We start from the raw sequence: 25,982 nt of genomic DNA, 5'->3' as shown, positions 1-25,982 counted from the left end.
TGGAAATCAGCGTATGCGCGACTCGATGAACCGGGCAATGCGCTGAGCTGCTTCCAGGCATTCTGCCGTCTCGGCCACCAGAGCCATGCGAATGCGGTTGGCTCCGGGGTTGAAGCCATGGGCCTCACGTGCCAGATAGCTTCCCGGTAAAACTGTCACGCCTGTATGAATATACAGCTCCTTGGCGAATTGTGCATCATCCATGCCCAATTGCGGCGGAATGCCAGCCCAGAGGTAGAAGCTGGCATCGGGCAGCTTCACATCCATGACCCTGGACAGCACGGGTGTGACCTGGGCAAACTTCTCGCGGTAGAGACGGCGATTTTCCTGCACATGGGCCTCGTCGCCCCAGGCGGCAATCGATGCTGTCTGCACCACGGGGCTCATGGCGCCGCCGTGATAGGTACGGTAGAGCAGGAAGGACTTGAGCAGGGTCGCATCGCCTGCCACAAAGCCGCTGCGCAGTCCGGGCACATTGCTGCGTTTGGACAGGCTGGTGAACATCACCAGATTCTTGAAATCATGGCGACCGAGCTTTTGTGCCGCTTCCAGGCCGCCCAGCGGAGCTTCCTCCTGGAAGTAGATCTCGCTGTAGCACTCGTCGCTGGCAATCACAAAGCCATGCTTGTCGGACAGGGCGAACAGCTTCTCCCATTCGCCCAGCGGCATCACGGCGCCCGTGGGGTTGCCGGGAGAGCAGACAAAAATCATCTGCGTGTTCTGCCATACCTCCTCGGGCACGGCATCCCAGTTCACGGCGAAGTTGCGCGCGGCATCGCTGGCGGCGTAATAGGGGGTGGCCCCGGCCAGCAGCGTCGCACCTTCGTAGATTTGATAGAAGGGATTGGGGCAGATGACGCGCGCACCAGCTCGGGTGCTGTCCACCACCACCTGGGTAAAGGCAAACAGGGCTTCACGCGAGCCATTGACGGGCAGAACCTGGGTCGCTGCATCAAGCTCTATGCCGTAGCGCCGGTTGGCCCATTGCGCGCAGGCCTGGCGCAGCGCCGGCAGACCGGCTGTGGCGGGGTAAACGGACAGGCCCTGGAGTTCGCTGCTCAGTGCTTTTTCAATGAACGCCGGCGTGGCATGGCGCGGCTCTCCGATGCCCAGGCTGATGGGGCGCAGGCCCTCGGGCGGCTGGGCAGAGGCAAACAGTTGGCGAAGGCGTTCAAACGGATAAGGCTGTAAGCGCGAGAGCAGGGGATTCATAGTGACACATTATGGGCTGATGCCATTTTCGCATGAGAAAACAGTGCTCATGGTTTCGATTTTGCGAGTTTGCAGGCACCGTAAATTGCAATTTGTTACGTAAGCTGGATGACAGAGCAAAGGGCTACCGTGAGCAGGCTGCAAGCTCAGCAAACGAAGTCGACCACAAAAAACGAATGGAGACAGGCAATGCAAAAGCGCATCTTGCCCGACAAAAAAAACCGCGTACGAATGAGGAATTCCGGACTGCTGTGGTCGGGGCTGCCATGGCTGCTGGCCGGGCCTGTTTTGCCCTTGCTGGGCCTGAGCGGAACATGGCAGCTGGGCTGGTTGCTGCTGTGGATCATGGGAGTGCTGTTGTGGGTCGGTGCTCTTCACAAGAGCTGGCAGCAGCAGTGGCAGGACATGCAGCTGGCGCTGGAAAGAGTCGCTCATGGAGACCTGAGTCTTGGCGTTGCCGGAGAGCCGCAACAAGGACTTTCCGCATCAAGCCTTACCAAGTCCATGGTACATGCGCTGTCGGCAATGGTGGCCGATGTTCGCAGCAACGCGGCCCTGGTGGCCCAGGCTGGACAGGGCATGGTCAAGGACCATCAGGCCTTGTCTGAACGAACCGAGATGCAGGCGAGCAATCTCGCGCAGACGGTGGTCAGTGTCGAGCAGCTCACTTCTGCGGTTGAGCACAATGCGGAAGTGAGCAAGGCAGCACATTCCCGCGCTGACGGCGTGTGCGCCGCTGCCGATCAGGGCGCCCAAGCCATGCAGCATGCGGTGCAGTCGGTGGAGCTGATAGAGCACAATGCCGGGCGCATGCGGGAAATCATTGGCGTGATTGACGGCATTGCCTTCCAGACCAATATTCTTGCCTTGAACGCTGCGGTGGAGGCTGCCAGAGCCGGTGAACAGGGGCGTGGCTTTGCCGTGGTGGCCAGTGAGGTGCGGACGCTGGCGCAGCGCAGCGCCGAAGCGGCCAAGGAGATTCGGCAGTTGATCGGCGAGACCGTGCAGCAGGTTGCCCAGAGCACGCAGCAGTTACGCAGTGCAGGCGAGGAGATCCAGGGCGTGACGCGGGCCATTCACGATGTGGTTGCCCATATGGGGACGCTTGCGGACACGGCCAGCAGCCAGAGCTCGGGTCTTCAGGAAATCAGCAATGCCGTGCGTCAGATCGACGAAATCACCCAGCACAACGCCCAGATGGTAGGTCAGGCGCTGCAGCAGGCGCAGGAGTTACAGCTGCGCGCCCGGCATCTGTCGGATGCGGTGTCGCGCTTCAGGCTGCAGCAGGGGACAGCCGAGGAGGCGGTGGCCCTGGTGAATGCGACTATGCGGCAAGCCAAAAGCTCGTCCAGTGTTGCCAGCCTGCTGCAGACCGTGACCGATCCTGCGCAGCCATTCCACGACCGCGACATGTATGTGTTTGCCTTGTCTTCTGAGGGGGAGTACCGGGCCTTTGGCGGCAATCCGGCCAAAGTGGGGCTGCGCGTTCAGGATGTGCCCGGCATCGACGGAGATAGTCTGATGGCCGACATCATGGCCCAGGCCGAGCTTCGTCCGGGCTGGGTTGAATACGACTACATCAATCCCAGCAACCAGCAGGTGCAGACCAAGATGTCCTATGTCTGCAAGCATGCAGGCCTGTACTGGGGCTGCGGCGTCTACAAGAGCCTGGTCAGTGCCTAATGAAAGCCTGATGGGCACTTGTCGCCACTGATTTGTTGCGGCATTGAGAGCACAGACTTTTTTTCAAGCGCCAGAGGCTGATTGGGTATCAGGCTCCTGCGCGCTGGGCTTTGGCCTTGGCCAGAATGGCGGCAAGCGTGGCTTTTTTGTCTGTGGCGGGCGTTGACGGTGTGTCGGCTTGAGCGCCAGCTTGTTCAGCTGCGGTTTGTGCCGTGGTGCGCACCGGTGCATTGGCCTTGCGGCCCGTGCGCTGCCGATGCACACCATAGCGGTTACGGGCATGTTCGGCCTGGGCTGCGCTCCAGGCTGACCAGCCAGTGGCCTCGCCGCTGGCATTGACCAGCTCTATGCAATCAACCGGACAGACGGGAATGCACAGCTCGCAGCCCGTGCAATGCTCGGCAATCACGGTATGCATTCGCTTGTTGGCGCCGAGAATCGCATCGGTAGGGCAGGCCTTGATGCACAGCGTGCAGCCTATGCACCAGGCTTCATCTATCACAGCCAGGGTGCGCGGTGCTTCCAGGCCGTTTTCGGCGTTGAGCGACAACTCCGGCCTGCCAGTGATGGTCGCCAGACGGCGCACACCTTCCTGGCCGCCGGGCGGGCATTGATTGATGGCGGCTTCTCCGCTGGCAATGGCCTCGGCATAGGACGCGCAGTCGGGATAGCCGCAGCGCGTGCACTGTGTCTGGGGCAGGGCTGCATCGATGTTCGCAGCCAGTGCTTGAAGCGAAGAGGCTACGGACATGGATGAGTTCATTCTGGTCTGGCGAGCCTTTACGCCCTGGCGCGGTGGGAGTCGCGTCCTTTCAGGGCTGGGGCGCTATTTTGACCTGTTTTTACAGCCTTGGCAGACTTGTCTGCATGGGCCTCGTTGCTTTCCAGCTCTACTCCGTCGTCACTGACGCTGCTCAGATGGCCTGCGACGCTGGCGGCTGTCGCGCTCGCGGGCTGGTGGGACAGGATGAAGTCGCGCACCTGCGGGTAGACGGTCTTGCGCCAGCGGCTACCGCTGAAGATGCCGTAATGGCCTGCACCTTGGACTTCGATATGCTGGCGCGCCTCGGCAGCGATGCCGGCACACAGATCATGGGCGGCGCGGGTCTGGCCTGCGCCCGAGATATCGTCGAGCTCGCCTTCCACGGTCAGCAAGGCTGTGTGGCGGATATCCTGAGGACGCACCAGCTCGGGCTGGCCCTGCTCGTTTTTGACTTCCCAGGTGCCCTTGACCAGCTTGTACTCCTGAAACACGGTGGCGATGGTCTCCAGATAGTAGTCGGCATCCATGTCCAGCACGGCGTTGTACTCGTCATAGAACTTGCGGTGGTGCTCGGCGCTGGCCTCGTCACCCTTGATCAGGTCCTTGAAATAGTCGTAATGGCTGTTGGCGTGGCGGTCGGGGTTCATGGCCACAAAGCCAGAGTACTGCAAAAAGCCGGGGTAGACGCGGCGGCCGGCACCAGGGTAATTGTTCGGCACTTCGTAGATGACGTTGTTCTCGAACCATTCATAGCTGCGGGTTTCGGCCAGGTTGTTGACGGCTGTCGGCGAGCGGCGTGCATCGATGGGGCCGCCCATCATGGTCATGGACAGCGGCGTCACCTCGCCACGGCTGGCCATCAGCGAGACGGCCGCCAGCACGGGCACCGTGGGCTGGCAGACGCTGACTACATGACACTGACCATAGCGCCCTTGCAGATAGCGAATGAATTCCTGCACATAGTTCACATAGTCGTCCAGATGGAACTCGCCCTCGGACAGCGGCACGGTGCGGGCATTCTTCCAGTCGGTGATATAGACCTTGTGGCCTCCGAGCATGCTTTGCACGGTGTCGCGCAGCAAGGTGGCATAGTGGCCCGAGAGCGGTGCAACGATCAGCACCACAGGCTGGCCGAGCATGAGATCCAGTGTTTCTGGATCGTCGGAAAAGCGCTTGAAGCGGCGCAGCTCACAAAACGGCTTGTCGACCTCCACCCGCTCGCGGATGGTGACATCCACGCCGTTGACTTCGACGTTATGCAGATCGAATTCGGGCTTTTCGTAGTCCTTGCCCAAGCGATACATGAGGTTAAAGCCCGCAGCCATGCGCTGGGCCAGGGGCACCTGGCTGAAGACCGAGTGGGGGTTGTTGTAGAACTTGGAGGCGGCCTGGGCAAAGTCTGCAAAGGGCTCAACCATTGCGCGCTGCATTTCGTAGATCTGATAGAGCATGGGACGCACTTCTGCTGGTTATGTTGCAGTGCAATATAACAGCAGAGTTTGACATGCGAAGTAGTGAATTCCCTTCAAACTGCGCAACTGCGGGGATTGCGCAACGCATGCCGGACTTGGCCGCGCTTGAAAGTAAAAAAGCTGACCGAAGCCAGCTTTTCATGCAAGGTCAAAGCATCTGCTCCGCGGGTTCCGGCTGGATCTCGTTCGGCTTGGTGCGGGCCAGCTTCATAACCTCGTGCGCAGGCAGGGTCTTGAGACGGTGGTCGCTCCAGACCTGGCGCCAGCGGCGCGCACCGGCGAGGCCGTTGCGCAGCCCCAGCATATGCCGGGCAATCGAATACCAGTGCGTGCCATGCTCGCGTGCTTCGCGTTCCATATACAGCACCATCTGCTCTTCGATCTGTTCGCGCGTACGCTCTCTGCTCTCATCCTGATAGTAAAGAGCATCCCAGGACGCCATCCACCAGGGGTTGTGGTAGGCCTCGCGGCCCACCATGACGCCATCGACCTGCTGCAACTGCTGCTGCACTATGTCGTTGGTCTTGATGCCGCCGTTGACCGCGATGGTCAGGCCCGGAAAGTCATGCTTGAGTTGTGCCACGACTTCGTAGCGCAGCGGCGGGATTTCACGGTTTTCCTTGGGGGAGAGGCCTTTGAGCCAGGCGTTGCGAGCATGAACCACAAACACCTGGCAGCCTGCATCGGCAACGGTGCCGACGAAGTCGCGCACAAAATCGTAGCTTTCGATCTTGTCGATGCCGATTCGGTGCTTGACAGTGACGGGAACGGACACCACGTCGGCCATGGCCTTGACGCAATCGGCTACCAGTGCGGCCTCGTTCATCAGGCAGGCGCCGAAAGCCCCACGCTGAACGCGCTCGCTGGGGCAGCCGCAGTTGAGATTGATCTCGTCATAGCCCCATTGCTCGCCCAGGCGTGCACTGTGCGCCAGATCTGCTGGCTCCGAGCCACCCAATTGCAATGCCACGGGGTGCTCTTCGGCCCCAAACCGCAGATGACGAGCCACGTCGCCATGCACCAGAGCTCCGGTTGTCACCATTTCGGTGTAGAGCAGAGTGTGCTGGCTGAGCAGGCGGTGGAAATAGCGGCAATGCTTGTCGGTCCAGTCCATCATAGGGGCCACCGACATGCGCCACATGCTGCTATCTATTTGTTTTTTAACGGTTTTTTCGGTGCTCATACTATGAAAAGTGCCTTGTGGTGCACTGAAAATTGACCCTGTTTTACCCGTCCTACCGGGTTTTTTGATGCTAATGCTGCATTGGTGCGCCACGAATTTCATGGAGCACTGATTGGGACCATCGCCCAGAGAAGGAATGCCGATGGCGTCATATTGTTCCGGGCTCAGATCCGCCTGAAGGAAGGCGGAGAACTGACTCTTTCCGAGTCCAAGACATTCACCCGGCGCGCTCTTGCCCAGGAATGGCAGCGGAGACGTGCAGCAGAAATCGAGGAGGTCCAAGCGACAGGCCTGCCTGTTCACGGTCTCGTCACCCTTAAGCAGATACTGCAGGATTATGTCAGCGATGCAAAAGGCATCGTGGCATGGGGGCGGTCCAAGACGGCTGACATCACGTGCTTACAGAAGGCCTAGTTAGCGCACCGAAGAGGGGATAGGCTTGGCCAAGGTACTCAATGACATTGTCTGGTTGCACCGGGCTTGCCTGGGCGCGTGGCACGCACAAGCTGGTGCAGGAGCTGCAGAGACTGTAGATCATTTGCCGTTTGAGAGGTGATCTTGCAAGGTGAGACGACGAATTAGAGCAGCTTAGCCTGCAGGTGCAGATCAAGCGGTCTATGAATATCGATTGATTTATCGAGAGCTGCTAAGTTCAAGAGCGGTAGAAGATTCCTGGCGGTCATGTAAGCTGGCTTTTGGAGGACAGTAGTGAGCCTCTATTGATGACTTCCAAGAGTATGTGTAGCGGGTTCAATTCTCTCAAGTTAGCGCTATTGAAGCGCAAGTCCGTCACGCCAGAGCTAACTCTTACCAAGGGAGTACCTGTGATGTCAGTGCTCAAATCACTCATATGGGTTTTCAGTTGCGTCTTGGCGATGCCGGTTACGGCGCAGATGCCTCAAGGTGAGTATCTTGACGGAAAGGACTCCAAGGTGGGAGTTGTCCTGGCTCACGGCAGAGGGAACTCTCCAGACGGTAACGTAGTCGGGCCATTGAGGCGTGCTATTCACAAAGACTTAGGCTTCCATACCTTCTCTTTGCGGATGCCGGATCCTGGCGCAGACTCGCCTGATTCGCCCGAGCTTGCCGCCTCGTTTCCGGAGGCCTATCAGCGAATTCAATCTGCAATTGAATATCTGAAAATGCAGAAAGGAGTGGAGCGCATCTACTTGATGGGGCACAGCATGGGTGGGCGTATGGCAACTGGCTTCCTAGCAAACAATCCCACTGCGCCGATTGTAGGTTTCATCGGGGTCGGATTGACTGCGGGAGGCAAGGAACCTGTTAACACCAATCTAAATCTGCGAAAAGTGAAGCTTCCAGTTGTCGATGTGTACGGTGACAACGAAATGGATGCGAGAGCAGCGTCTTTTCGCAAGTCCCTCGTTTCCGAGAACTTTACGCAAGTGGAGGTTTCCGGAGCAAAGCATGATTACCGTGGCTATGAGAAGCCGGTGTCAGACATCGTCATCGAATGGCTGAAGAAGAGAGAAGGTCGGTGAATATGAAGTTAGTAACGGAATCAGAAGTTGATTGCAAGGCATCTTGCCCATGTCTGAGATTAATAGAAATATTTAATGTAACTTACATGAAATTCTCTAGGGCTCCTTACACCCTGTCTCGATCAATTACTGAGCCTTTGTCTTCCAGCTGTCAATGGGTTTGACGTACATCTGCTCGATAGCGTCTTTGTAGTGAGCCATCAGGTTCTTTCGCTTGAGCTTGAGGGTAGGGGTCATCAAGCCGTTGTCAATGTTCCAACTATCCCTGACCAGGTGGATGGCTCTGGGCACTGCATAACGGGCAAAGCTGCGTGTCTGCTTTTCGATTCGGGTAAGCGCTTCTCTCTCTGCCGCTGCATGCTGCAGACTGGATCCATCATTCGGGTTTAGGCCAATACTCCTGGAAAGGATTTCCCACTCCACTTGACTAACAACCGCAATACAGGCGATGAACGGACGATCCTCGCCAACGACAAACACTTGCTCAAACAGGGGATCGACGAGGATGGCCTGTTCCACATCATTGGGAGGCACTTTCTCACCCGTCGATGTAACAATGATTTCCTTGATGCGACCTTTAATTCGGATACGGCCATTTTCGATTGAAGCTTGGTCGCCGGTTCTCAGCCATCCGTCGGCAGTAAAGGCTTTGGCAGTGTCTTCCGGACGGTTCCAATAACCGCGCATCACTACCGGGCCAGACACCTGCAACTCCTGATCCTCGCCAATTCGAACCTCAATTCCCGGCAGTACGCGGCCAACGGTATCGGGCCAGTTATCGTCGAGCCCGTTGGCGCTGACGACAGGAGAGGTTTCGGTCATGCCATAGCCTTGCACCATGGGCAGGCCCAGACCTAGAAAAGTGCGCGCAATTGTCGGAGACAGTGGAGCTCCGCCACTCACAGCCACGCGAAGCCGGCCTCCAAACTGCGCAAGTAGGGGCTGGGCGACAAGTTTGCGCAAAAGCCAGCCGGGCAAGGCAGAAGCCCAGCTCGCCTTGGCTTCCAGTTGCTCGCCCAAGGGCATGCCTTGATGAGCGCAGAAGCTCTTCCAGCCTTTGTTGACTGCAGCGTCGAACAGCTTGTGCTTAAAAGGGCCGGAAGCAAGCGACTCCTGAATCTTGGCATAAACACGTTCATAGATGCGAGGCACCGAGATCAGTACGGTCGGCTTGACCTGTTTCATATCCTGTGCGAGTTGTGCAACAGAGCGTGCGTAGGCGACGCAGGAACCGGTAGCAACAGCCAGGTAGTAGCCTGCAGTTCGCTCGAAAGTGTGAGAGAGCGGCAGGAACGAGAGAAAGACGTCCTCAGGGAAGGCCTTCACACGCTGCATCACCGCGTGTAAATCACTGACCACGTTGTCGTGAGTGAGCATGACGCCCTTGGGCTTTCCCGTCGTACCGGAGGTGTAGACAATGCCCGCCAGCTCCGTTTTCTTTGGTGGCAGGGGGAGGGCAGAGGTATGCTGCTGACCAGCCTGAAGCCAGGCAGACAAAACAATGACCGGCTTACGCTGCAAGGCCTTGACTGAGTCCTGCTCTGCTTGCTCGACAGGTACGACGTAGGCATTCGATGAATCGATTGGACGGCCTTGCTGTGCGTGAATGACCGCCTGGAGTTCAGGCAGGTCCTGGCCTGTCGCGCAAATTCTCTGCCAGGCCTTGGCGTCGGCCACGACCAGCAAGGAAGCCCCCGAGTCGGCCAGGATGTAAGCAATGCTTCCGGCATTGTCGATGGCATGCAGAGGAACTGGTACGTAACCACAGCGCAGACAGGCCTGGTCGATGGTCATTGCATCAAAACCATTGGGCAGCAAGATTGCAACCCTTGCGCCTGGAGGAAGATTCGAGGCACATAAGGCGTGGCTCCACAGAGCGACACGTTCGGCTGTTTCGGCCCAGCTCAGGCTTTTCCAGGCATTTGTGCTTTCATCGAACTCTCGGTAAGCCTCGCCTGATGGCGTGCAGCGAACCCGCATGGCCAGAAGCTCTGGCAAGGTTTGCACTTGCTCGATAGTCAAATGCTGTTTCTCTGCTTGGAGACCCAGTACATCAGTTTCACTTGCTTGGTTCATGCGCTTGCCTTCAGGAAGCGGGCAATTTCCCGCTACGCGAATGATAGCGCCAGAGACATCCAGGCTGGTATAGGGCTCAGATTGTGGCTCCAAGCGGGATATCGATGCTTTGATAGCAGACCGCGATGTAATGGTGCAGGCGATGCTGCTCGTCGCGCACTGCCGTCAGGGAAATCTGATGTCGGTTCCTGTCATGGTGCATGACACGCAGGCCTTGCCAGTGCCCTTTTTTACCGATTTCGGTCCAGATCTGCGACCACTGGACTGCCGTGTTGTCATCGTCGTGGATGAAAAGACTGGAGAACTCCTTGTTCTTCGCTCCCTGGCGGTTCAAGCCGCTGATACGCGCAAAGGCCGGATTGATATCTACAATTTTCCGGTTCGCATCAAGGACCACCATGCCTTCGAAGGAATGATTGAATACCGTGGCAGCTATATGTAGTTGCCGTTCGGTTCGCTTGCGGTCTGAGAGATCGGTCAGAAGGCCTACATACATGCGCTGACCCCGAGCCTCGGCCTGGCTCAAGGCCAGGCGCATGGGAATCAGCGTACCGTCCTTGTGCTGGCCGAGCACCTCTGAAATCTTGTTCTTCAGAGGTGGCGCGTTGTTTCGCTGGCCGGCTTCATGCTGTTCCAGATAATGATCATGCTGGTTGAACAGCGCTGCGGGCATGAGCATTTTCACGTTCTGGCCCAATACTTCATCTGGGCTCCAGCCGAATATGACCTCAGCTGCAGGGTTGTAATCCGTTACGCATCCCCGATTATCGATGCAGATAATTCCATCTGCTGCCATATTCACCAACGCTTGCAGTCGGGCTTCATTCATATCCACTTTCTGCCAGCGACTGCGGTACTGAATCAAGGCATTGGCCTGTGCGATCAGTCCGCCAAATAGCAGAGTAATCACGGCAATGGTCAGCGCCAGAATCAAACGATCGTTCGATGATGCCGCGTCATGCGTTTCATGCTCGGCCGTGACTCGCAGCGCCAGCATGGCTGTGTAATGCATGCCTGAGATCGCGGCGCCCATGATGATGGCTGCCAGCGTTTTGCGCCAGTGGTCTTGTTTGAGGTTGAAGCGTGCCAGCCCGAAACGAATCCAGAGCGCCAAGGTGGCCAGCGCTACGCCAACAATGAGAGAAATGGCAAACCAGAGTGGTGAATACTGGTGCGTGGCAGGCATGCGCATTGCTGCCATGCCGCTGTAATGCATTGCAGCAATGCCGATACCAACCGTCAAGCCGCCTAATGCCAATTGCCTGAGATTGAGTTCATTGTGAGCCAGCAAGGCAAGGGCCACTGCTGATGCCGCGATACCTGGAATGATCGAGAAGACGGTGACCGGCAAATCATACTGAACTGCAGCATGCATCGAATAAGCGAGCATGCCGATGAAATGCATGGCCCAGATGCCTATGCCCAGTGCCAGCGAGCCGCTCACAATAGACCAGTTGCGCAACTGCCTTGATGTGGCCAGTCTGGCAAAAGCAGCATGGCGCAAAGCTTGACCAGAGGCAATCCAACAAACTGCCAGCGATAAGGTCACGAGGAAGGGGTCATATTCACCCTTTAGCACGTGAGCGTCGGCAGACGGGCTCCAGAAAAATTGCGCCAGCATGAATCATGGTCCTGTAACACTGAAAGCACATTCAGTTACCTGACAAGCATCGCATGAAGTGGGTAATCCAATATTTCAAATATTTAGGATAAATACTAGAACGGATCGAACATGGATCTTTTAGATCGCAGCGTCGAGTCCATTTGAGAAATGCTGCTGCACTGCGCTCATGGCAATTTTCGGATCGCGCTTCAGCAGTGCTTGCATGATGGCTTCGTGCTCTGCCAAGGAATCTTCAATACGGCCTTGTTTGAACAGTGATTTGTGACGGTTCAGCTTCATGACCTTGCGCAAATCGGCCACCAGTTGGTTACGCCAGCGGTTATCGGCAATATCGAGAATCTGCATGTGAAAGCTCTCGTTGAGCGCAAAAAACCGCTCGGCGTCGGCTGTGTTCCGCTTCAACTCCTCGTGGGTCTGCTGCAGACACTGCAATTGCTCGTCCGTGGCCTTGCCGGCAACCTCGGCCGCAGCATCTGCCTCCAGCAGACTCAGCAATCGATAGACGTCGGAGATGTCCTTGCGCGATACCTCGGTCACGTAAGCGCCTCGACGCAGCTTCATGGTCACCAGGCCTTCAGCGGCCAATACTTTCAGTGCCTCGCGCAGGGGGGTGCGGCTGATGCCGTATTCCTCGGCAATCTTGAGTTCGTCGATCCAGGCTCCTGGCTCAAGCTCTCGCCGGAAGATGCGTTGACGCAACTGCTCGGCGACCTGCTCATATAGCGCAAGAGGAGTAAGTGTTTTGCTTGTCATTACGCGAGATTATATGCTGCAAGTATTTTGAATTCATAATTATGAATCATGTACACTAGGCGCATCTAGGTAGTTCACCGCAATTCCAAACTTCACTGCGCGCACCGCATACGAGAGACAACATGAGCCAAGAGAATCCGGCACAGGACCCACAAGAATTTGCACCCGCTGATCTGCAAGCCTGGAACAAGGCCGCCAACAAGGCGGCCCCCGGTGGCGACATCAACAACCTGAACTGGGTCACGCCGGACGGCATCACCGTCAAGCCGCTGTATACGGCTGAAGACACTGCCGATCTGCCCTTTACCAACACGCTGCCGGGATTCGCACCTTATATCCGCGGCCCCCAGGCCACCATGTATGCAGGCCGGCCCTGGACCATTCGCCAGTACGCCGGATTCTCCACCGCCGAAGAATCCAACGCCTTCTATCGCAAGGCCCTGGCTGCCGGCGGTCAAGGCGTTTCCGTCGCTTTTGACCTGGCTACGCACCGTGGCTACGACTCTGACCATCCACGCGTGACGGGGGATGTGGGCAAGGCCGGTGTGGCGATTGACTCCGTCGAGGACATGAAGATCCTCTTCAACGAGATCCCCCTGGACAAGGTGTCCGTTTCCATGACCATGAACGGCGCCGTGCTGCCCGTGCTGGCCGGCTATGTGGTAGCCGCCGAAGAGCAGGGTGTCTCGCAGGACCAGCTCGCCGGAACGATTCAGAATGACATTCTGAAAGAGTTCATGGTGCGCAACACCTATATCTATCCGCCCAAGCCGTCGATGAAGATCATTGGTGACATCATCGAGTACACGAGCCAGAACATGCCAAAGTTCAACTCGATCTCGATCTCGGGCTACCACATGCAGGAAGCCGGTGCCAACCAGGCGCTGGAAATGGCTTTCACGCTGGCCGACGGCAAGGAATATGTGAAGACAGCCATTGCCAAGGGCATGGACGTGGACGCTTTTGCGGGCCGTCTGTCCTTCTTCTGGGCCGTGGGCATGAATTTCTACCTGGAAGTGGCCAAGATGCGTGCTGCGCGCCTGCTGTGGTGCCGCATCATGAAAGGCTTTGACGCCAAGAACCCCAAGAGCCTGATGCTGCGCACCCATAGCCAGACTTCGGGTTGGTCGCTGACCGAACAGGACCCCTACAACAACGTGGTTCGTACCACCATCGAAGCCATGGCGGCCGTATTTGGCGGCACCCAATCCCTGCACACCAATGCGCTGGACGAAGCCATTGCCCTGCCCACAGAGTTCTCTGCCCGTATTGCCCGCAACACGCAGCTGATCATTCAGGAAGAGACCCATATCACCAATGTGATCGACCCCTGGGCCGGCTCCTACATGATGGAAAAACTGACCCAGGAAATGGCCGACAAGGCCTGGGCCATCATCGAGGAGGTCGATGCCATGGGCGGCATGACTGCCGCGGTGGATAGCGGCTGGGCCAAGCTCAAGATCGAGGCTGCCGCCGCCGAGAAGCAGGCGCGTATCGACTCGGGCAAGGAAGTCATCGTCGGCGTCAACAAGTACAAGCTGGCCAAGGAAGACCCGGTCGACATTTTGGAAGTGGACAATGTCAAGGTGCGTGACAGCCAGATTGCGCGGCTCAAGAATATCAAGGCTAAGCGCGATGCAGCCCTGGTCGAAGCCGCGCTGGCTGCCATCACGGCAGCGGCAGAGTCCGGCGAGGGCAATCTGCTGGACCTGTCCATCAAGGCCGTGCGCCTGCGTGCTACTGTAGGTGAAGTTTCCGACGCGATGGAAAAGGCTTTCGGCCGCCACCGCGCCGATACCCAGAAGGTGACCGGTGTGTACGCTGCCGCTTATGACTCCGCCGAAGGCTGGGACAAGCTCAAGGAAGAAATCAACACCGCTTCGCAGGCCATGGGCCGGCGCCCCCGAGTGATGATCGCCAAGCTGGGTCAGGATGGCCATGACCGTGGAGCCAAGGTGGTCGCAACCGCCTTTGCCGACCTGGGCTTTGACGTGGACATGGGGCCGCTGTTCCAGACACCCGAAGAATGCGCTCGCCAGGCCATCGAGAACGATGTGCACGCTGTGGGTGTCTCCACTCTGGCCGCCGGGCACAAGACTTTGGTGCCGGCCATCATTGCCGAGCTCAAGAAGCAGGGTGCGGACGACATCATCGTCTTTGTGGGCGGTGTGATTCCCGCCCAGGACTATGATTTCCTCTACAACGCGGGCGTCAAGGGCGTATACGGACCCGGCACTCCCATTCCTGCCAGCGCCAAGGATGTGCTGGAGCAGATCAAGAAGGCCAACGGTCTCTGATCGGCCGGCAAGCATTGATAGCAAAGGCGATCGCAACGTGACCCCTGAGCAAATGCAAGACGGCATCCTGCGCGGCGACCCTGCCGTGCAGCGCCGGGCCATGGCCAAGGCCATTACCTTGCTTGAATCCTCCCGGGCCGACCACCGTGAACAGGCTGACGGTCTGCTCACCGCTCTGTTGCCGCACACGGGCAAGGCATTTCGCCTTGGCATTAGCGGCGTGCCGGGCGTCGGCAAATCCACCTTCATCGAAGCCCTGGGCCTGTTCCTGATAGAGAAGGGTCTGCGTGTCGCCGTGCTGGCGATTGATCCGTCCAGTACCGTCTCGGGCGGCTCCATCCTCGGCGACAAGACACGCATGGAGCAGCTGTCCATGCGGCTGGAGGCCTATATCCGCCCCAGCCCCAGCAGCGGCACGCTGGGCGGCGTGGCTGAAAAGACGCGCGAGGCCATGCTGGTCTGCGAAGCCGCCGGTTACGACGTGGTCATCGTCGAGACCGTTGGCGTGGGTCAGAGCGAGATCGCCGTGCACGGCATGACGGACATGTTCTGCGTGCTGCAGCTGCCCAATGCGGGTGACGACCTGCAGGCCATCAAGAAGGGCGTGATGGAGCTGGCCGATCTGGTGGTCATCAACAAGGCCGACATCGACCCCCATGCCGCCACGCGTGCCCAGGCCCAGATCACATCGAGCCTGCGCCTGCTGGGCATGCACGGCAACCCCGACCACGCCAACACCGGCGCGCTGTGGCAGCCGCGTGTGCTGCAGATCAGTGCCTTGCTGGGGCAGGGGGTGGAGGGCTTCTGGGCTGCAGTCAGCAGCTTCAGGGAGCTGCAGACCGTCAACGGCCGCCTGGCCCTGCGCCGCGAGAAGCAAGCCCTGTCCTGGATGTGGGAGCGCATCGACTTCGGCCTCAAGCAGGCGTTTCGCCAGCATCCGCAGGTCAAGGCCATGCTCCCCGTCCTTCAGGACGATGTGGCAGCAGGTCGTATCGCTGCCAGTACCGCAGCAAGAAATTTGCTTCTAGCCCAAATGCAGTAGGCGCTAGCAGCTCTTATTACCATAGCATCGCAGCATCACCATTGCGAGACAAGCAACCCAAATCACGTTAGAGGACAAGCATGCAAGACGATATCCTGAAGCAGCTGGAAGCCAAGCGAGAACTCGCTCGGTTGGGTGGGGGACAAAAGCGCATCGATGCGCAGCACAAGAAAGGCAAGCTGACGGCGCGTGAGCGTATCGAGCTGCTGCTGGACGACGGCACTTTTGAAGAGTGGGACATGTTCGTGGAGCACCGTTGCACGGACTTCGGCATGGAAAACACCAAGATCCCGGGCGATGGCGTGGTCACCGGCTACGGCATGATCAACGGCCGTCTGGTCTTTGTGTTTAGCCAGGACTTCACTGTGTTCGGCGGCGCGCTGTCCGAAACCCATGCAGAGAAGATCTGCAAGGTGATGGACCAGGCCATGAAGGTCGGCGCTCCCGTCATCGGCCTCAACGATTCGGGCGGCGCGCGTATCCAGGAAGGCGTTGCCTCTCTGGGCGGTTATGCCGATGTATTCCAGAAGAATGTGCTGGCCTCGGGTGTGGTGCCCCAGATCTCCATGATCATGGGCCCTAGTGCCGGCGGCGCCGTGTACTCGCCGGCCATGACCGACTTCATCTTCATGGTCAAGGACAGCTCCTATATGTTCGTGACCGGGCCCGAAGTCGTAAAGACGGTGACTCACGAGGAAGTCACGGCCGAAGAGCTGGGCGGAGCCATCACCCACACCACCAAGAGCGGCGTGGCCGACATGGCTTTCGACAATGACGTGGAAGCACTGATGATGCTGCGTCGCCTCTATAACTATCTGCCCTTGAACAACAAGGAAAAGGCTCCTGTGCGCGAAACCACAGACCCCGTGGGCCGCGCCGACATGTCGCTGGATACGCTGGTGCCTGAAAACGCCAACAAGCCCTACGACATGAAGGAGTTGATTCTCAAGACCGTGGACGATGGCGATTTCTTCGAGCTGCAGCCCGAGTACGCCAAGAACATCATCATCGGTTTTGCCCGGATGGCCGGCCAGACCGTGGGCGTCGTAGCCAATCAGCCTCTGGTGCTGGCTGGCTGCCTGGACATCAAATCCTCCATCAAGGCGGCGCGCTTCGTGCGCTTTTGCGATGCCTTCAACATCCCCGTGGTCACCTTTGTCGACGTGCCCGGTTTCATGCCCGGTACCTCTCAGGAATACGGCGGCATCATCAAGCACGGCGCCAAGTTGCTGTACGCGTATGCCGAAGCCACAGTGCCGAAGATCACCGTCATCACCCGCAAGGCCTATGGCGGCGCGTACGACGTGATGGCTTCCAAGCATTTGCGTGGCGACGTGAACCTGGCCTGGCCCCATGCGGAAATCGCCGTGATGGGTGCCAAGGGCGCGGTGGAGATCATCTTCCGCGAAGACAAGAACGATCCGGTGAAGCTGGCCGCGCGCGAAGCGGAATACAAGGAACGCTTTGCCAACCCCTTTGTGGCCGGTGCCCGTGGCTTTATCGACGATGTGATCCAGCCGCATGAAACGCGCAAGCGCATCTGCCGCTCGCTGGAGATGCTCAAGAACAAGCAGCTGGACAACCCCTGGCGCAAGCACGGGAACATTCCTCTGTAAGAACAAGAAGAACCAGGAGATATATCCATGTTTACCAAGATTCTGATCGCCAACCGTGGCGAGATCGCCTGCCGAGTCATCGCCACCGCGCGCAAGATGGGCATCCAGACCGTGGCGGTCTATTCCGACGCCGACAAGGACGCGCGCCATGTCAAGCTGGCCGACGAGGCCGTGCGCCTGGGCCCTGCACCCAGTCGCGAGTCCTATCTGCTGGGCGAGAAAATCATTGAAGCCTGCAAGCAGACCGGCGCACAGGCAGTGCACCCCGGCTACGGTTTTCTCTCGGAAAATGAGGGCTTTGCCAAGCGCTGCGAAGAAGAGGGCATTTCCTTCATCGGCCCCAAGTCGCATTCCATTGCTGCCATGGGCGACAAGATTGCCTCCAAGAAGCTGGCCGGCGAAGCCCAAGTCAACACTATCCCTGGCTACAACGACGCCATCGCAGGCCCCGAGCAGGCAGTGGAAATCGCCAAGGGCATAGGCTACCCCGTGATGATCAAGGCTTCGGCCGGTGGCGGCGGCAAGGGTCTGCGCGTGGCCTTCAACGACAAGGAAGCCTTTGAAGGTTTTGCCTCCTGCCAGAACGAGGCTCGCAACAGCTTTGGCGATGACCGTATCTTCATCGAGAAATTTGTTCAGGAGCCCCGCCATATCGAAATCCAGATTCTGGGCGATAGCCACGGCAATGTGGTTTACCTGAACGAGCGCGAATGCTCGATCCAGCGCCGTCACCAGAAGGTGATCGAGGAAGCGCCTTCGCCCTTCATCAGTGACAAAACCCGCAAGGCCATGGGCGAGCAGGCCGTGGCCCTGGCCAAGGCCGTCAAATACCAGAGCGCCGGCACCGTGGAGTTCGTGGTCGGCAAGGACCAGGACTTCTACTTCCTGGAGATGAACACCCGTCTGCAGGTGGAGCACCCGGTGACCGAATGCATCACCGGCCTCGATCTGGTCGAGCAGATGATCCGCGTGGCCGCCGGCGAAAAGCTGTCTTTCACCCAAGCCGATGTGAAGCGCGACGGCTGGGCCATCGAGTGCCGTATCAACGCCGAAGACCCGTTCCGCAATTTCCTGCCTTCGACTGGCCGCCTGGTGCGATTTGCGCCGCCCGAGCAGACTATGTGGCAGTCCGACACCGAGCACCTGAACGGCGTGCGTGTGGATACCGGCGTCTATGACGGTGGCGAGATCCCCATGTACTACGATTCGATGATTGCCAAGCTCATCGTGCATGGCAAGGATCGCAACGACGCCATCGTCAAGGCCCGCGAAGCACTCAACGGCTTTGCCATCCGCGGCATCAGCTCAAACATCCCGTTCCAGGCGGCCCTGCTGGCGCACCCGGACTTTGTCTCGGGCAAGTTCAACACCGGTTTCATCGCCCAGCACTATGCCGACGGCTTCCATGCCGAGGACGTGCCCCACGATGATCCCGACTTCCTGGTGGCTCTGGCCCTGTTCCGCAATCGCCGCTACCGTGCGCGTGCATCGACCATCACCGGCCAGATGCAAGGCCACCAGGTGCAGGTGGGCGAGAAGTACACCGCCGTGGTTCTGGGGGCTGAAGGCAAGAACCAGTATGTGACTGGCGAGGTGACCGACTTTGATGCCCAGGCCCGCGTCTGCAAGGTTGTGATCGACGACAAGGCCTACGAATTCCGCAGCAATGCCGATATTCGCGATCTGGTGGTGCGCGGCGTCTGCAACGGCAAGGCGTTCACCTGCCAGATCGAGCGCGGCAATGGCAAGAACCCGCTGGCTCTGCGCGTCATCCACAACGGCACGCAAGCCGATGTGCTGGTGCTCTCGCCAAAGGGCGCCGAGATGCACAAGCTCATGCCTTACAAGGCTCCGCCAGATCTGTCCAAGTTCCTGCTCTCGCCCATGCCCGGCCTGCTGGTTGACGTGGCAGTGCAGCCCGGCCAGAAGGTGCAGGCCGGCGAGAAGCTGGCCGTCATCGAAGCCATGAAGATGGAGAACATCCTGTTCGCAGCCCAGGACGGTGTGGTCAGCAAGATCAGCGCCGCCAAGGGAGATTCGCTGGCGGTGGACGACATCATTCTGGAATTCGAGTGATGAGAGCTTTTCGGGGCCTCAGTTCAGAACCGATATGGTCTGAGCAAAAGGCCCCGAAACAAAAGCCCGCACGGCTTTGGCTCTGCGGGCTTTCCAATTTTCAATAAGATCGGCTCTATCCTTTATCCAGCCTCAGCTAGTAGCTATGACATTGAAAGCAGATACAACGATTTTCCGCCCTGCCAGATTCGCGCGTACGCTGCTGGCTCTGGTGGGGACACTGCTGCTTGTCGATGCTCTGGTGCTGATGGGCATGGGGCATTTCAATGTCGGCGTGGTGTTGCCCGCCATGCTGGGTACCGCGGCCTTATGGCTGAACTGGAAATGGCGGTCGGTGCAGCACTGGCGTTCGATCAGGCCCTTGCATAAAAGGCTCTGGTCGCTGGCCTGGGCCGGCTTGGTGCTGTGGCTGATCAGCCTTTTCTGGTTCTGGAGCCGCCTGTCCGGCCTGGGTCTGGAGCCACAGCAAGTGCCGCCCGTGCAATCCATCGTGGTGTTGGGTAGCGGCACGCTCGATGGTCACCCCAGGCCGGTGCTGGCCGCGCGGCTGGATGCGGCCGCGGAACTGGCCAAGCTGCAGCCCCAGGCCTTGATCGCCGTTTGCGGCGGTGTGGACTGGGGTGAAAAAGAGTCGGAGGCCGAGGTCATGGCTCGCTATCTGCAGCAGCGTCACGGTATTGCTGCACAGCGGCTGGTGCTGGAAAAGCTCAGCACCAGTACCGAGCTGAATCTGAAGCTCAGCCGGCCCTTGCTGGCCGAGCGCGGCGTGGCTGCGGATGCGCCCATGGCCATGGTCAGCAGCGACTTTCATCTGATGCGCGCCATGGACATTGCAAAGCGCCAGGATCTGCCCGAGGTCTATCCTGTGGCGGCGCCCACGCCCTTGGCCACACGTTTCAATGCCTGGCTGCGCGAATACTTTGCCATGGTCAGCAGCTGGTTGCTGGGCGAGGTCTGATATTTTATTAAATAACGGCTCTAGCGCATACCAGTATTGCGATTTAAGCTATCAATCAAGGAGTCATTCATGAGCAATCGTCCTTTCAAGGTTCTGGGCATTCAGCAAGTCGCCATCGGTGGCACCGACAAGCAGCGCATGAAAAAGCTGTGGGTGGACATGCTGGGTCTGGAGCAGACCGGCAGCTTCCAGAGCGAGCGCGAAAACGTGGACGAGGACATCCTGGCCATGGGGCGGGGCGCGATGAAGGTGGAGGTGGACATCATGCAGCCCATGGACATCGAGAAAAAGCCCGCCGTGCACGCCACGCCGCTGAACCACATCGGCCTGTGGATCGACGACCTGCCCAAGGCCGTGGAATGGCTGACGGCCAATGGCGTGCGATTTGCTCCCGGCGGTATCCGCAAGGGAGCGGCAGGCTATGACATCACTTTTCTGCATCCCAAGAGCAATGACGAGTTTCCGATTGCCGGCGAGGGCGTGCTGATCGAGCTGGTGCAGGCTCCGGCCGACGTGATTGCGGCGCTGGGTTGAGCGCTTCGGGCATCGGCTGTCAGATTGCAGCAGCGTGAACGCTGCGACTGCTCTCAGAACTGATAGCCGAGCCTGATCCCGAAAGCTGTGGCGGACTCGGCATCAAAAGCCGCCAGGGTCGTGCCGCCGCTGGAAATATCTATCGAGCCCAGACGTTGGTAGCTCAGCCAGGGCGTGAGCTTGAACTGGCCTTGCTGATAGCTCACCCCTACGGTGTAGCCAAGGCGGCCGTCGGTGGGGCGCAATGGCGACAGCGCGGCCTTGTCGCTGCGCTTGTCATAAGCTACGGCGACAAAGCCGGACCAGTTCGCAGCCAGCCTCTGCCCAAGACCCAGCGTGTAGGTGGTGGTGTCCTCCATGTCTGCCAAGCTGTGGCCTGGGAGTACCGCCGCCAAGGTCTGCGGATACAGCCTGAATTGTGACCAGTTGGTCCAGCGGATCTGTCCAAAGAGCATAGTGCCTGGCGTGATGCCTGTCTGGATATCCAGGTTCAAGCTTTGCGGGGCAGTCGATGCCGTCCTTGTTTCGCCCGGCCATAGGTTTTCACGGGTAGCGATCTTGTGCTTGATGGCAGAGTAATAGGTTGCAGCGACGCGCAAAGCCATATCCGGGCGCTCATAGCTCATGCCTAGCAAGTAGCCAGGCTCAGTACTGGGTCTGAAGTCCACCCGGTATCCATTGAGTGCTCCAAACACCATCCCCCCCAGAGCGACATGCCCTTCGGTGCGCTGCAGACGCAGCCCGCCATGTACAGCCCAGTGCTCATCCCAGCGGTAGCGCAGGGCTCCCATGAGCTCGTGGCTGCTCACACGGGCCTGCGTGCCGCCAAAAAGAGGCGATTGCAGAGGGCTGTAAGCGATGTCGAGGCCAAAAGGCTTGCTCAGCATGAGCAGCACCGAGGTGCGTGGGTTCACATCCTGCTTGTATGCAAAGCCCCATTGGGTGTAATCGTCGGCGACCTGTCCGGTGGACTTGCCCAAGGCATCCGTGCCCTGGATCCGGGGCCGAACCGTATAGGTCTCTACGGAAAGATAGCTGCCGTTCTCAAATAGAGGTCCGAGATCCTGGCCTGTTCTATCAAGGCCGCCGGCCTGGGCGCAGAGCCCCCACATCATGGCTGCACAGCTAGCCCCCGCTTTTGCTTTTCTCAACACCTGCTCCAACGCTCTGATTCCAGTTGCATGAATGTAATTTAATGTGTCTAAGTGACAGGCGCATAGGTCTAATTGGAGGATGCAGGCTCGTGCAATTGACGCTTTCGGGGCTCCAGAGAGCTACCAGCGTGGCTTATGCTGTGCGTTGCGAGTGATCGCCGCCCGACGACCAAAGCCGCGCAGAAAAATGACTCCCATCTCGACCGTCCTCACGACTGCTTACTACGACCGCCAATACAACGCCCGCGCCAGCGTGCAGGATCCGCTTGCGTATCTGGCGCGCTACACGCAGGAAAGCCAGGCCGCGTTTGCATTGCCTGGCACAGTTCGCAACCAGCGCTACAGCCCCAGGGCTATGGATGTTCTGGATATCTATCTGCCCACAACTCAGGCAGCGAAAGCACAAGCTGCGCCTGTTTTCATCTTCATTCACGGCGGCTACTGGAAGGCCTTGAGCAAGGATGATTCGGCATTCATGGCACCCGTGCTGACGCGGGAGGGTGCTATCGTCGTGGTGCCTGACTACGATCTGGCTCCGGCTGTCACGCTGGAGCATATCGTCGATCAGATGCGCCAGGCCTATGCCTGGGTGGTGCGCAATATCGCCATCTATGGTGGTGATGCCCGCAATATCTGTGTCTGCGGAAGCTCGGCCGGTGGACATCTGGCAGCCATGTTGCTGGTCAAGGGGTGGCTGCAAGACTATGACTTGCCAGCGCAGGCCGTGCCTCGATCGGTATTGACCTTGAGCGGTCTGTTCGACCTGCAGCCGCTGCTGACAACCCATATCAACGGCTGGATGAAGCTAGACGATGCTGCCGCGATACGCAACAGCCCGCGCTTTCTGCTGCCCGATGCGAGTACTTATGGCCAGTGCCAGCTGCGCGTGAGCTGTGGCGAGTTTGAAAGCCATGAATTCAAGCGCCAGTCGCGCGAATATCTGGCTGCCTGGCAGGCGCGTTGTCTGCCGGGGCAATGGGTGGAGGCGCCGGCCACCAACCACTTTGATTTGCCGCTGCAACTGGCCGATCCACAATCCGCCGTTCATCAGACTGCGCTGCAGCTGATGGGGCTTGATCAGTCCTCGTCCAGCATGCGCGCGGCCTGATTGTTGAGTGCCGAGTCGGCGCGGAAGTAACCGAGTACGGTGTTCACGCTATGGTGCCCGGTCAATGCCATGGTGTCAGCCAGCGGCAGATTGCGTCTGCCGGCCTCGGTCACAAATCCCGAGCGCAGCGAGTGTGCCGAAAAGTCTCCTTCCACACCAGCCAACGCACAGCGTTCTTTGACGATGTTGCGCACAGCAGCGGGAGTCAGTGGCTCGGCCACATGGCCCCCTTTGCGGATGCGCCTGAAGATAGGACCTTCGGTGATCCGTGCAGCGTCCAGCCATCCTTTCAAGGCAATGGCTGCACGGCCGGTAACGGGCTTGTGATTCTCGGGGGCATCGGTGCCGCTCTGGTTGGTCTTGCTATGACTCAAGGTGTAGATGAACTCCCCATTAGCCACAGTGCGCAGGAAACGCATATCGGCGCCAGCCACTTCGGAACGGCGACGCCCGCCACTTGCCCAGGCAAACAGCAGTAGCGCCCGATCGCGCAGGCCGCGCAAGCTGTCATCGCAGCTTGCCAGCAACTCCTCCAGCACATCGCGCGTCAGCGCCTCTTTCTTCTGCGGCAACTCGCCACGCCTTGCATAGGCCTTGCGCGTGCGCGACATCAGCTCCTTGACTGCCCCGTCCTGACAGGGATTGGGCATGGCATGCACCTGATGCGCCTTGGACATCACGGCCATGCGATGCACCATCGTGCTGTGTGAAGGCGCCCCTTTTTTGCCCTTGTAGCCGGCTGCAACCAGGGCTTCATCGATTTCGGGCGGCATCTCATGAAGCAGGCCGGCACCGCTCTGCCTCTGGGCATGGTCGATGATGAATTGCAGCACCGTGGAAACCTGCAGCGGCAGTTGCATGGGCTGGCCAAGGCGCAGCAGGTGCCAGGCTGCCCAATAACGCATGGCGCTTTGATAGCTGCTGCGCGTATTGCTGGATTCGCCTTCATGCATCAGTTCCTTGATGGCTTCATGCGCTTTGGGGGCAAGAGCGGACTCCAGCACATCCTGTATCTGCAGGCGGTTGGCATCAAAAGTCACAGGAGCAGGGAAGGGCGAGGGCTTGCTTGAATCCATGGCGCTATTTTCGCCCGGACTTCCTCTGCCAGACGCTGTTGATTGGCGCCAGCCTGTCAAGAAGTCTGTAGAAGCCGGGCGGCTTTGAGCGGCAATTTCCAGAAGCGATTAGCAAGACCTGGCACGGCATGCCGAAGGTGAAACGCAGGAGCGTCGCAAGCAGCTGCGCCAGCGATACGGCGGCGAGTATGTAGACGAATCAAAGAAATCTCTCTCGCTCAATGGAAAACTCCCTCTATTAACAAATTCAGATGCTGAAAACGCGGTAATGTATGTTGTCATCTGTATGAAAATTTCATACGTAATATTTAATACATAAAATGTATTGTGTATTACGTGATTAAAGTATAAGTCACGATAACAATCACTTATCGTTAGTTATTTGAAGAATAGATATGAATACAAGCAAAACTACGTCAAGAGGTGTTCAGGAGTCCGATGTCTGGGCTGCAGCGGATGCTTTGATTGCCCAGGGGCTGCGTCCGACCATAGAGCGGGTGCGTCAGCAGATAGGGCGAGGCTCTCCCAATACGGTCAGTCCCATGCTGGAGACCTGGTTTGCAACGCTGGGCCGTCGTCTGGGCGTGGCGGGAGAGCAGGACCCTTCTGTGTTGCAATCGGTGCCGGACCCTGTGCAGCGTCTAGCGGAAGAGCTCTGGAATACGGCACAGGAAGAGGCGAAAGCCGCAGCCAGCAAGGCTTTGGATCTTCGTGAACAGGCTTTGAAAGCTGCAGAGCAGGCATTTGTGGCGCAACAGGAGCAACTCGCGCAGCGCCAGGCCACCATGGAAGCGCAAAAAGATGCGCTGAATCAAGCCCTGCAGGCAGCTCAAAATCACGCCCAAGACTTGGCCCGGCGTCTTGACGAAATGCAGCAAACGCTACAGGAACGCGATCAGCGCCTGGAAGAACTACGTGATGAGCTGAGCAATGCAGTACGCCAGCGCGAGTTGCAGCAGCAAAAGCACAGCGAGGAAATTCAGTCGGCCGCCGCCGAGCGCCAGCGCATGGCCGAACAGTACGCGGGCAACGAGCGCCATATGCTCAACGAGGTTGATCGTGCGCGGCAGGAACTCACGGCAGCAAGAAAAAGCCTGCAGGACCAGGAGCGCAAGGCGGACTCTCGCTATCAAGAGCTGCAAACTCGCTTTGAACAATCCGAGCAGGAGATCCTGAATCTGCATGCCCAGTTGCAGACCGCACAGAACACGGCAGCATTGGCACAGGAGCGTGCTGCCGATCTCAAGGGCTTGCTGGAGGCGCAGCAAAGACTGGCGGCTGCAGCCAATGTAGCGGATCCAAATGTGGCCCAACCCCTGACGCGTCGAAGCAATCTGGCGGCAACCCGGCGCTCCATTAACCGAAGAACCTTGCGCTAACCGGATCCAGCAACTTAGGCTGCAGCTGAACTCAGCTCAGTCTCGGCGCCACAGACTTGACCGCCGGCTTCTGCCGGTGGCTTGTCAATATTGGCGATCAATGCCAAGCCTAACTGTAGAGTCCTGAGTATTTTGGTGCGTTCATTGAAATTCATAGATCGCCCGGTTGCCGACAGCCGCGCTGTTGTCTTGAACCACACGGCCGGGCTGTCCACGCCACAGCAGGTGCAAATGGCCTTGTTCTCGCTGTTTGCGCTGCTGGATGAGGCAGACGAGTACAAGCACACGCTCAAGCAACTGATACGACGTCGTGAAGCAACGCTGTATCGTGAGTTGGGAACACCTCCGCAAAGAGATGAAAATGCGGTCGATTACTACACCTTGATTGGGGTGAGGGCGATCTGATCTATTGGCTGATAATGCATGTCTGAGGCGCGCAAACGAGAGTGGCTTGCTATTAGGCCAGCGTGTACA

Annotated in this window: 20 protein-coding genes and 1 pseudogene; 12 read left to right on the top strand and 9 right to left on the bottom strand. The window is 58.5% G+C overall.

Annotated elements, in window-relative coordinates:
• Positions 1–6 precede the first annotated feature (6 nt).
• Positions 7–1,212 (bottom strand): succinyldiaminopimelate transaminase, encoded by a 1,206-nt coding sequence (gene dapC / locus AAIL67_RS19545; RefSeq protein ID WP_063661244.1) that lies wholly within the window; start codon positions 1,210–1,212, stop codon positions 7–9.
• Between the two features lie 189 nt (positions 1,213–1,401).
• On the opposite strand from dapC, the gene AAIL67_RS19540 reads away from it, so the two are divergent.
• Positions 1,402–2,895: a methyl-accepting chemotaxis protein gene (locus AAIL67_RS19540; protein ID WP_052703401.1), complete on the top strand. Its 1,494-nt coding sequence runs from the start codon at positions 1,402–1,404 to the stop codon at positions 2,893–2,895.
• Between the two features lie 88 nt (positions 2,896–2,983).
• On the opposite strand, the gene rsxB is transcribed toward AAIL67_RS19540, so the two are convergent.
• From rsxB to dusA, 3 genes are all read right to left on the bottom strand, one after another.
• Positions 2,984–3,646, bottom strand: coding sequence for an electron transport complex subunit RsxB (gene rsxB / locus AAIL67_RS19535; RefSeq protein ID WP_197483903.1), 663 nt, complete (start codon positions 3,644–3,646; stop codon positions 2,984–2,986).
• 29 nt (positions 3,647–3,675) lie between these two features.
• Positions 3,676–5,109, bottom strand: coding sequence for a polyhydroxyalkanoate depolymerase (gene phaZ, locus AAIL67_RS19530; protein ID WP_063661237.1), 1,434 nt, complete (start codon positions 5,107–5,109; stop codon positions 3,676–3,678).
• A gap of 169 nt (positions 5,110–5,278) precedes the next feature.
• A complete protein-coding gene (gene dusA, locus AAIL67_RS19525; RefSeq protein ID WP_224648154.1) occupies positions 5,279–6,313 on the bottom strand; it encodes a tRNA dihydrouridine(20/20a) synthase DusA in 1,035 nt (344 codons plus the stop codon).
• Between the two features lie 84 nt (positions 6,314–6,397).
• On the opposite strand from dusA, the gene AAIL67_RS19520 reads away from it, so the two are divergent.
• Together AAIL67_RS19520 and AAIL67_RS19515 are read left to right on the top strand one after the other, a co-directional pair.
• On the top strand, positions 6,398–6,727 hold the full coding sequence (locus AAIL67_RS19520; RefSeq protein ID WP_156507037.1) for a hypothetical protein: 330 nt from the start codon (positions 6,398–6,400) through the stop codon (positions 6,725–6,727).
• Between the two features lie 413 nt (positions 6,728–7,140).
• Entirely contained in the window at positions 7,141–7,815 is a 675-nt protein-coding gene (locus AAIL67_RS19515) for an alpha/beta fold hydrolase (protein ID WP_034355583.1), read from the top strand.
• 126 nt (positions 7,816–7,941) lie between these two features.
• On the opposite strand, the gene AAIL67_RS19510 is transcribed toward AAIL67_RS19515, so the two are convergent.
• The 3 genes from AAIL67_RS19510 to AAIL67_RS19500 form a co-directional block, all read right to left on the bottom strand.
• Positions 7,942–9,891, bottom strand: coding sequence for a long-chain fatty acid--CoA ligase (locus AAIL67_RS19510; protein WP_343484621.1), 1,950 nt, complete (start codon positions 9,889–9,891; stop codon positions 7,942–7,944).
• Between the two features lie 76 nt (positions 9,892–9,967).
• The gene (locus tag AAIL67_RS19505; protein WP_034355430.1) at positions 9,968–11,512 is read right to left on the bottom strand and encodes an MHYT domain-containing protein; all 1,545 of its coding nucleotides are present in this window, start codon (positions 11,510–11,512) and stop codon (positions 9,968–9,970) included.
• Between the two features lie 120 nt (positions 11,513–11,632).
• Positions 11,633–12,268 carry a GntR family transcriptional regulator gene (locus AAIL67_RS19500; protein ID WP_343484620.1) on the bottom strand — a complete coding sequence of 212 codons (636 nt, stop codon included), beginning with the start codon at positions 12,266–12,268 and terminating at the stop codon, positions 11,633–11,635.
• Between the two features lie 122 nt (positions 12,269–12,390).
• Between AAIL67_RS19500 and scpA the strand changes: the two genes are divergently transcribed.
• The 6 genes from scpA to AAIL67_RS19470 all read left to right on the top strand — a co-directional run bounded on the left by scpA (position 12,391) and on the right by AAIL67_RS19470 (position 20,791).
• Positions 12,391–14,565 carry a methylmalonyl-CoA mutase gene (gene scpA / locus AAIL67_RS19495; RefSeq protein ID WP_034381153.1) on the top strand — a complete coding sequence of 725 codons (2,175 nt, stop codon included), beginning with the start codon at positions 12,391–12,393 and terminating at the stop codon, positions 14,563–14,565.
• Between the two features lie 37 nt (positions 14,566–14,602).
• A complete protein-coding gene (gene meaB, locus AAIL67_RS19490) occupies positions 14,603–15,607 on the top strand; it encodes a methylmalonyl Co-A mutase-associated GTPase MeaB (RefSeq protein ID WP_197483902.1) in 1,005 nt (334 codons plus the stop codon).
• Between the two features lie 80 nt (positions 15,608–15,687).
• Positions 15,688–17,223, top strand: coding sequence for an acyl-CoA carboxylase subunit beta (locus tag AAIL67_RS19485; RefSeq protein WP_003065036.1), 1,536 nt, complete (start codon positions 15,688–15,690; stop codon positions 17,221–17,223).
• Between the two features lie 27 nt (positions 17,224–17,250).
• Positions 17,251–19,299, top strand: a complete 2,049-nt coding sequence (locus AAIL67_RS19480; RefSeq protein ID WP_224648149.1) for an acetyl/propionyl/methylcrotonyl-CoA carboxylase subunit alpha — start codon at positions 17,251–17,253, stop codon at positions 19,297–19,299.
• Positions 19,300–19,444: 145 nt separating this feature from the next.
• Complete coding sequence (locus AAIL67_RS19475; RefSeq protein ID WP_343484619.1) at positions 19,445–20,257, top strand: YdcF family protein; 813 nt, start codon at positions 19,445–19,447, stop codon at positions 20,255–20,257.
• Positions 20,258–20,326: 69 nt separating this feature from the next.
• Complete coding sequence (locus AAIL67_RS19470; protein WP_046462848.1) at positions 20,327–20,791, top strand: VOC family protein; 465 nt, start codon at positions 20,327–20,329, stop codon at positions 20,789–20,791.
• Between the two features lie 53 nt (positions 20,792–20,844).
• On the opposite strand, the gene AAIL67_RS19465 is transcribed toward AAIL67_RS19470, so the two are convergent.
• A complete protein-coding gene (locus AAIL67_RS19465; protein WP_063661223.1) occupies positions 20,845–21,906 on the bottom strand; it encodes an outer membrane protein transport protein in 1,062 nt (353 codons plus the stop codon).
• Positions 21,907–22,132: 226 nt separating this feature from the next.
• On the opposite strand from AAIL67_RS19465, the gene AAIL67_RS19460 reads away from it, so the two are divergent.
• Entirely contained in the window at positions 22,133–23,053 is a 921-nt protein-coding gene (locus AAIL67_RS19460; protein ID WP_063661221.1) for an alpha/beta hydrolase, read from the top strand.
• Here AAIL67_RS19460 and AAIL67_RS19455 read toward each other — a convergent pair.
• Positions 23,023–24,129, bottom strand: coding sequence for a site-specific integrase (locus AAIL67_RS19455; RefSeq protein ID WP_063661220.1), 1,107 nt, complete (start codon positions 24,127–24,129; stop codon positions 23,023–23,025). The genes AAIL67_RS19460 and AAIL67_RS19455 overlap by 31 nt on opposite strands.
• Positions 24,130–24,524: 395 nt before the next feature.
• On the opposite strand from AAIL67_RS19455, the gene AAIL67_RS19450 reads away from it, so the two are divergent.
• The gene (locus AAIL67_RS19450; RefSeq protein WP_063661218.1) at positions 24,525–25,508 is read left to right on the top strand and encodes a DNA-binding protein; all 984 of its coding nucleotides are present in this window, start codon (positions 24,525–24,527) and stop codon (positions 25,506–25,508) included.
• A gap of 126 nt (positions 25,509–25,634) precedes the next feature.
• Positions 25,635–25,910 (top strand): annotated as a pseudogene (locus AAIL67_RS19445) (bifunctional aspartate transaminase/aspartate 4-decarboxylase); the annotation flags it as partial.
• Positions 25,911–25,982 lie beyond the last annotated feature (72 nt).

The sequence above is a fragment of the Comamonas sp. A7-5 genome, from assembly GCF_039581385.1.
GTDB lineage: Bacteria > Pseudomonadota > Gammaproteobacteria > Burkholderiales > Burkholderiaceae_C > Comamonas > Comamonas thiooxydans.
The sequence above is the reverse complement of the archived record's forward strand: the minus strand, read 5'-3'. Positions and strand labels throughout refer to the sequence as shown.

Coding starts and splice junctions, on each gene's coding strand:
- dapC (WP_063661244.1), bottom strand. CDS start 1,212: ATGAATCCCCTGCTCTCGCGCTTACAGCCTTATCCGTTTGAACGCCTT.
- AAIL67_RS19540 (WP_052703401.1), top strand. CDS start 1,402: ATGCAAAAGCGCATCTTGCCCGACAAAAAAAACCGCGTACGAATGAGG.
- rsxB (WP_197483903.1), bottom strand. CDS start 3,646: ATGTCCGTAGCCTCTTCGCTTCAAGCACTGGCTGCGAACATCGATGCA.
- phaZ (WP_063661237.1), bottom strand. CDS start 5,109: ATGCTCTATCAGATCTACGAAATGCAGCGCGCAATGGTTGAGCCCTTT.
- dusA (WP_224648154.1), bottom strand. CDS start 6,313: ATGAGCACCGAAAAAACCGTTAAAAAACAAATAGATAGCAGCATGTGG.
- AAIL67_RS19515 (WP_034355583.1), top strand. CDS start 7,141: ATGTCAGTGCTCAAATCACTCATATGGGTTTTCAGTTGCGTCTTGGCG.
- AAIL67_RS19510 (WP_343484621.1), bottom strand. CDS start 9,891: ATGAACCAAGCAAGTGAAACTGATGTACTGGGTCTCCAAGCAGAGAAA.
- AAIL67_RS19505 (WP_034355430.1), bottom strand. CDS start 11,512: ATGCTGGCGCAATTTTTCTGGAGCCCGTCTGCCGACGCTCACGTGCTA.
- AAIL67_RS19500 (WP_343484620.1), bottom strand. CDS start 12,268: ATGACAAGCAAAACACTTACTCCTCTTGCGCTATATGAGCAGGTCGCC.
- scpA (WP_034381153.1), top strand. CDS start 12,391: ATGAGCCAAGAGAATCCGGCACAGGACCCACAAGAATTTGCACCCGCT.
- AAIL67_RS19485 (WP_003065036.1), top strand. CDS start 15,688: ATGCAAGACGATATCCTGAAGCAGCTGGAAGCCAAGCGAGAACTCGCT.
- AAIL67_RS19480 (WP_224648149.1), top strand. CDS start 17,251: ATGTTTACCAAGATTCTGATCGCCAACCGTGGCGAGATCGCCTGCCGA.
- AAIL67_RS19475 (WP_343484619.1), top strand. CDS start 19,445: ATGACATTGAAAGCAGATACAACGATTTTCCGCCCTGCCAGATTCGCG.
- AAIL67_RS19470 (WP_046462848.1), top strand. CDS start 20,327: ATGAGCAATCGTCCTTTCAAGGTTCTGGGCATTCAGCAAGTCGCCATC.
- AAIL67_RS19465 (WP_063661223.1), bottom strand. CDS start 21,906: ATGATGTGGGGGCTCTGCGCCCAGGCCGGCGGCCTTGATAGAACAGGC.
- AAIL67_RS19460 (WP_063661221.1), top strand. CDS start 22,133: ATGACTCCCATCTCGACCGTCCTCACGACTGCTTACTACGACCGCCAA.
- AAIL67_RS19455 (WP_063661220.1), bottom strand. CDS start 24,129: ATGGATTCAAGCAAGCCCTCGCCCTTCCCTGCTCCTGTGACTTTTGAT.
- AAIL67_RS19450 (WP_063661218.1), top strand. CDS start 24,525: ATGAATACAAGCAAAACTACGTCAAGAGGTGTTCAGGAGTCCGATGTC.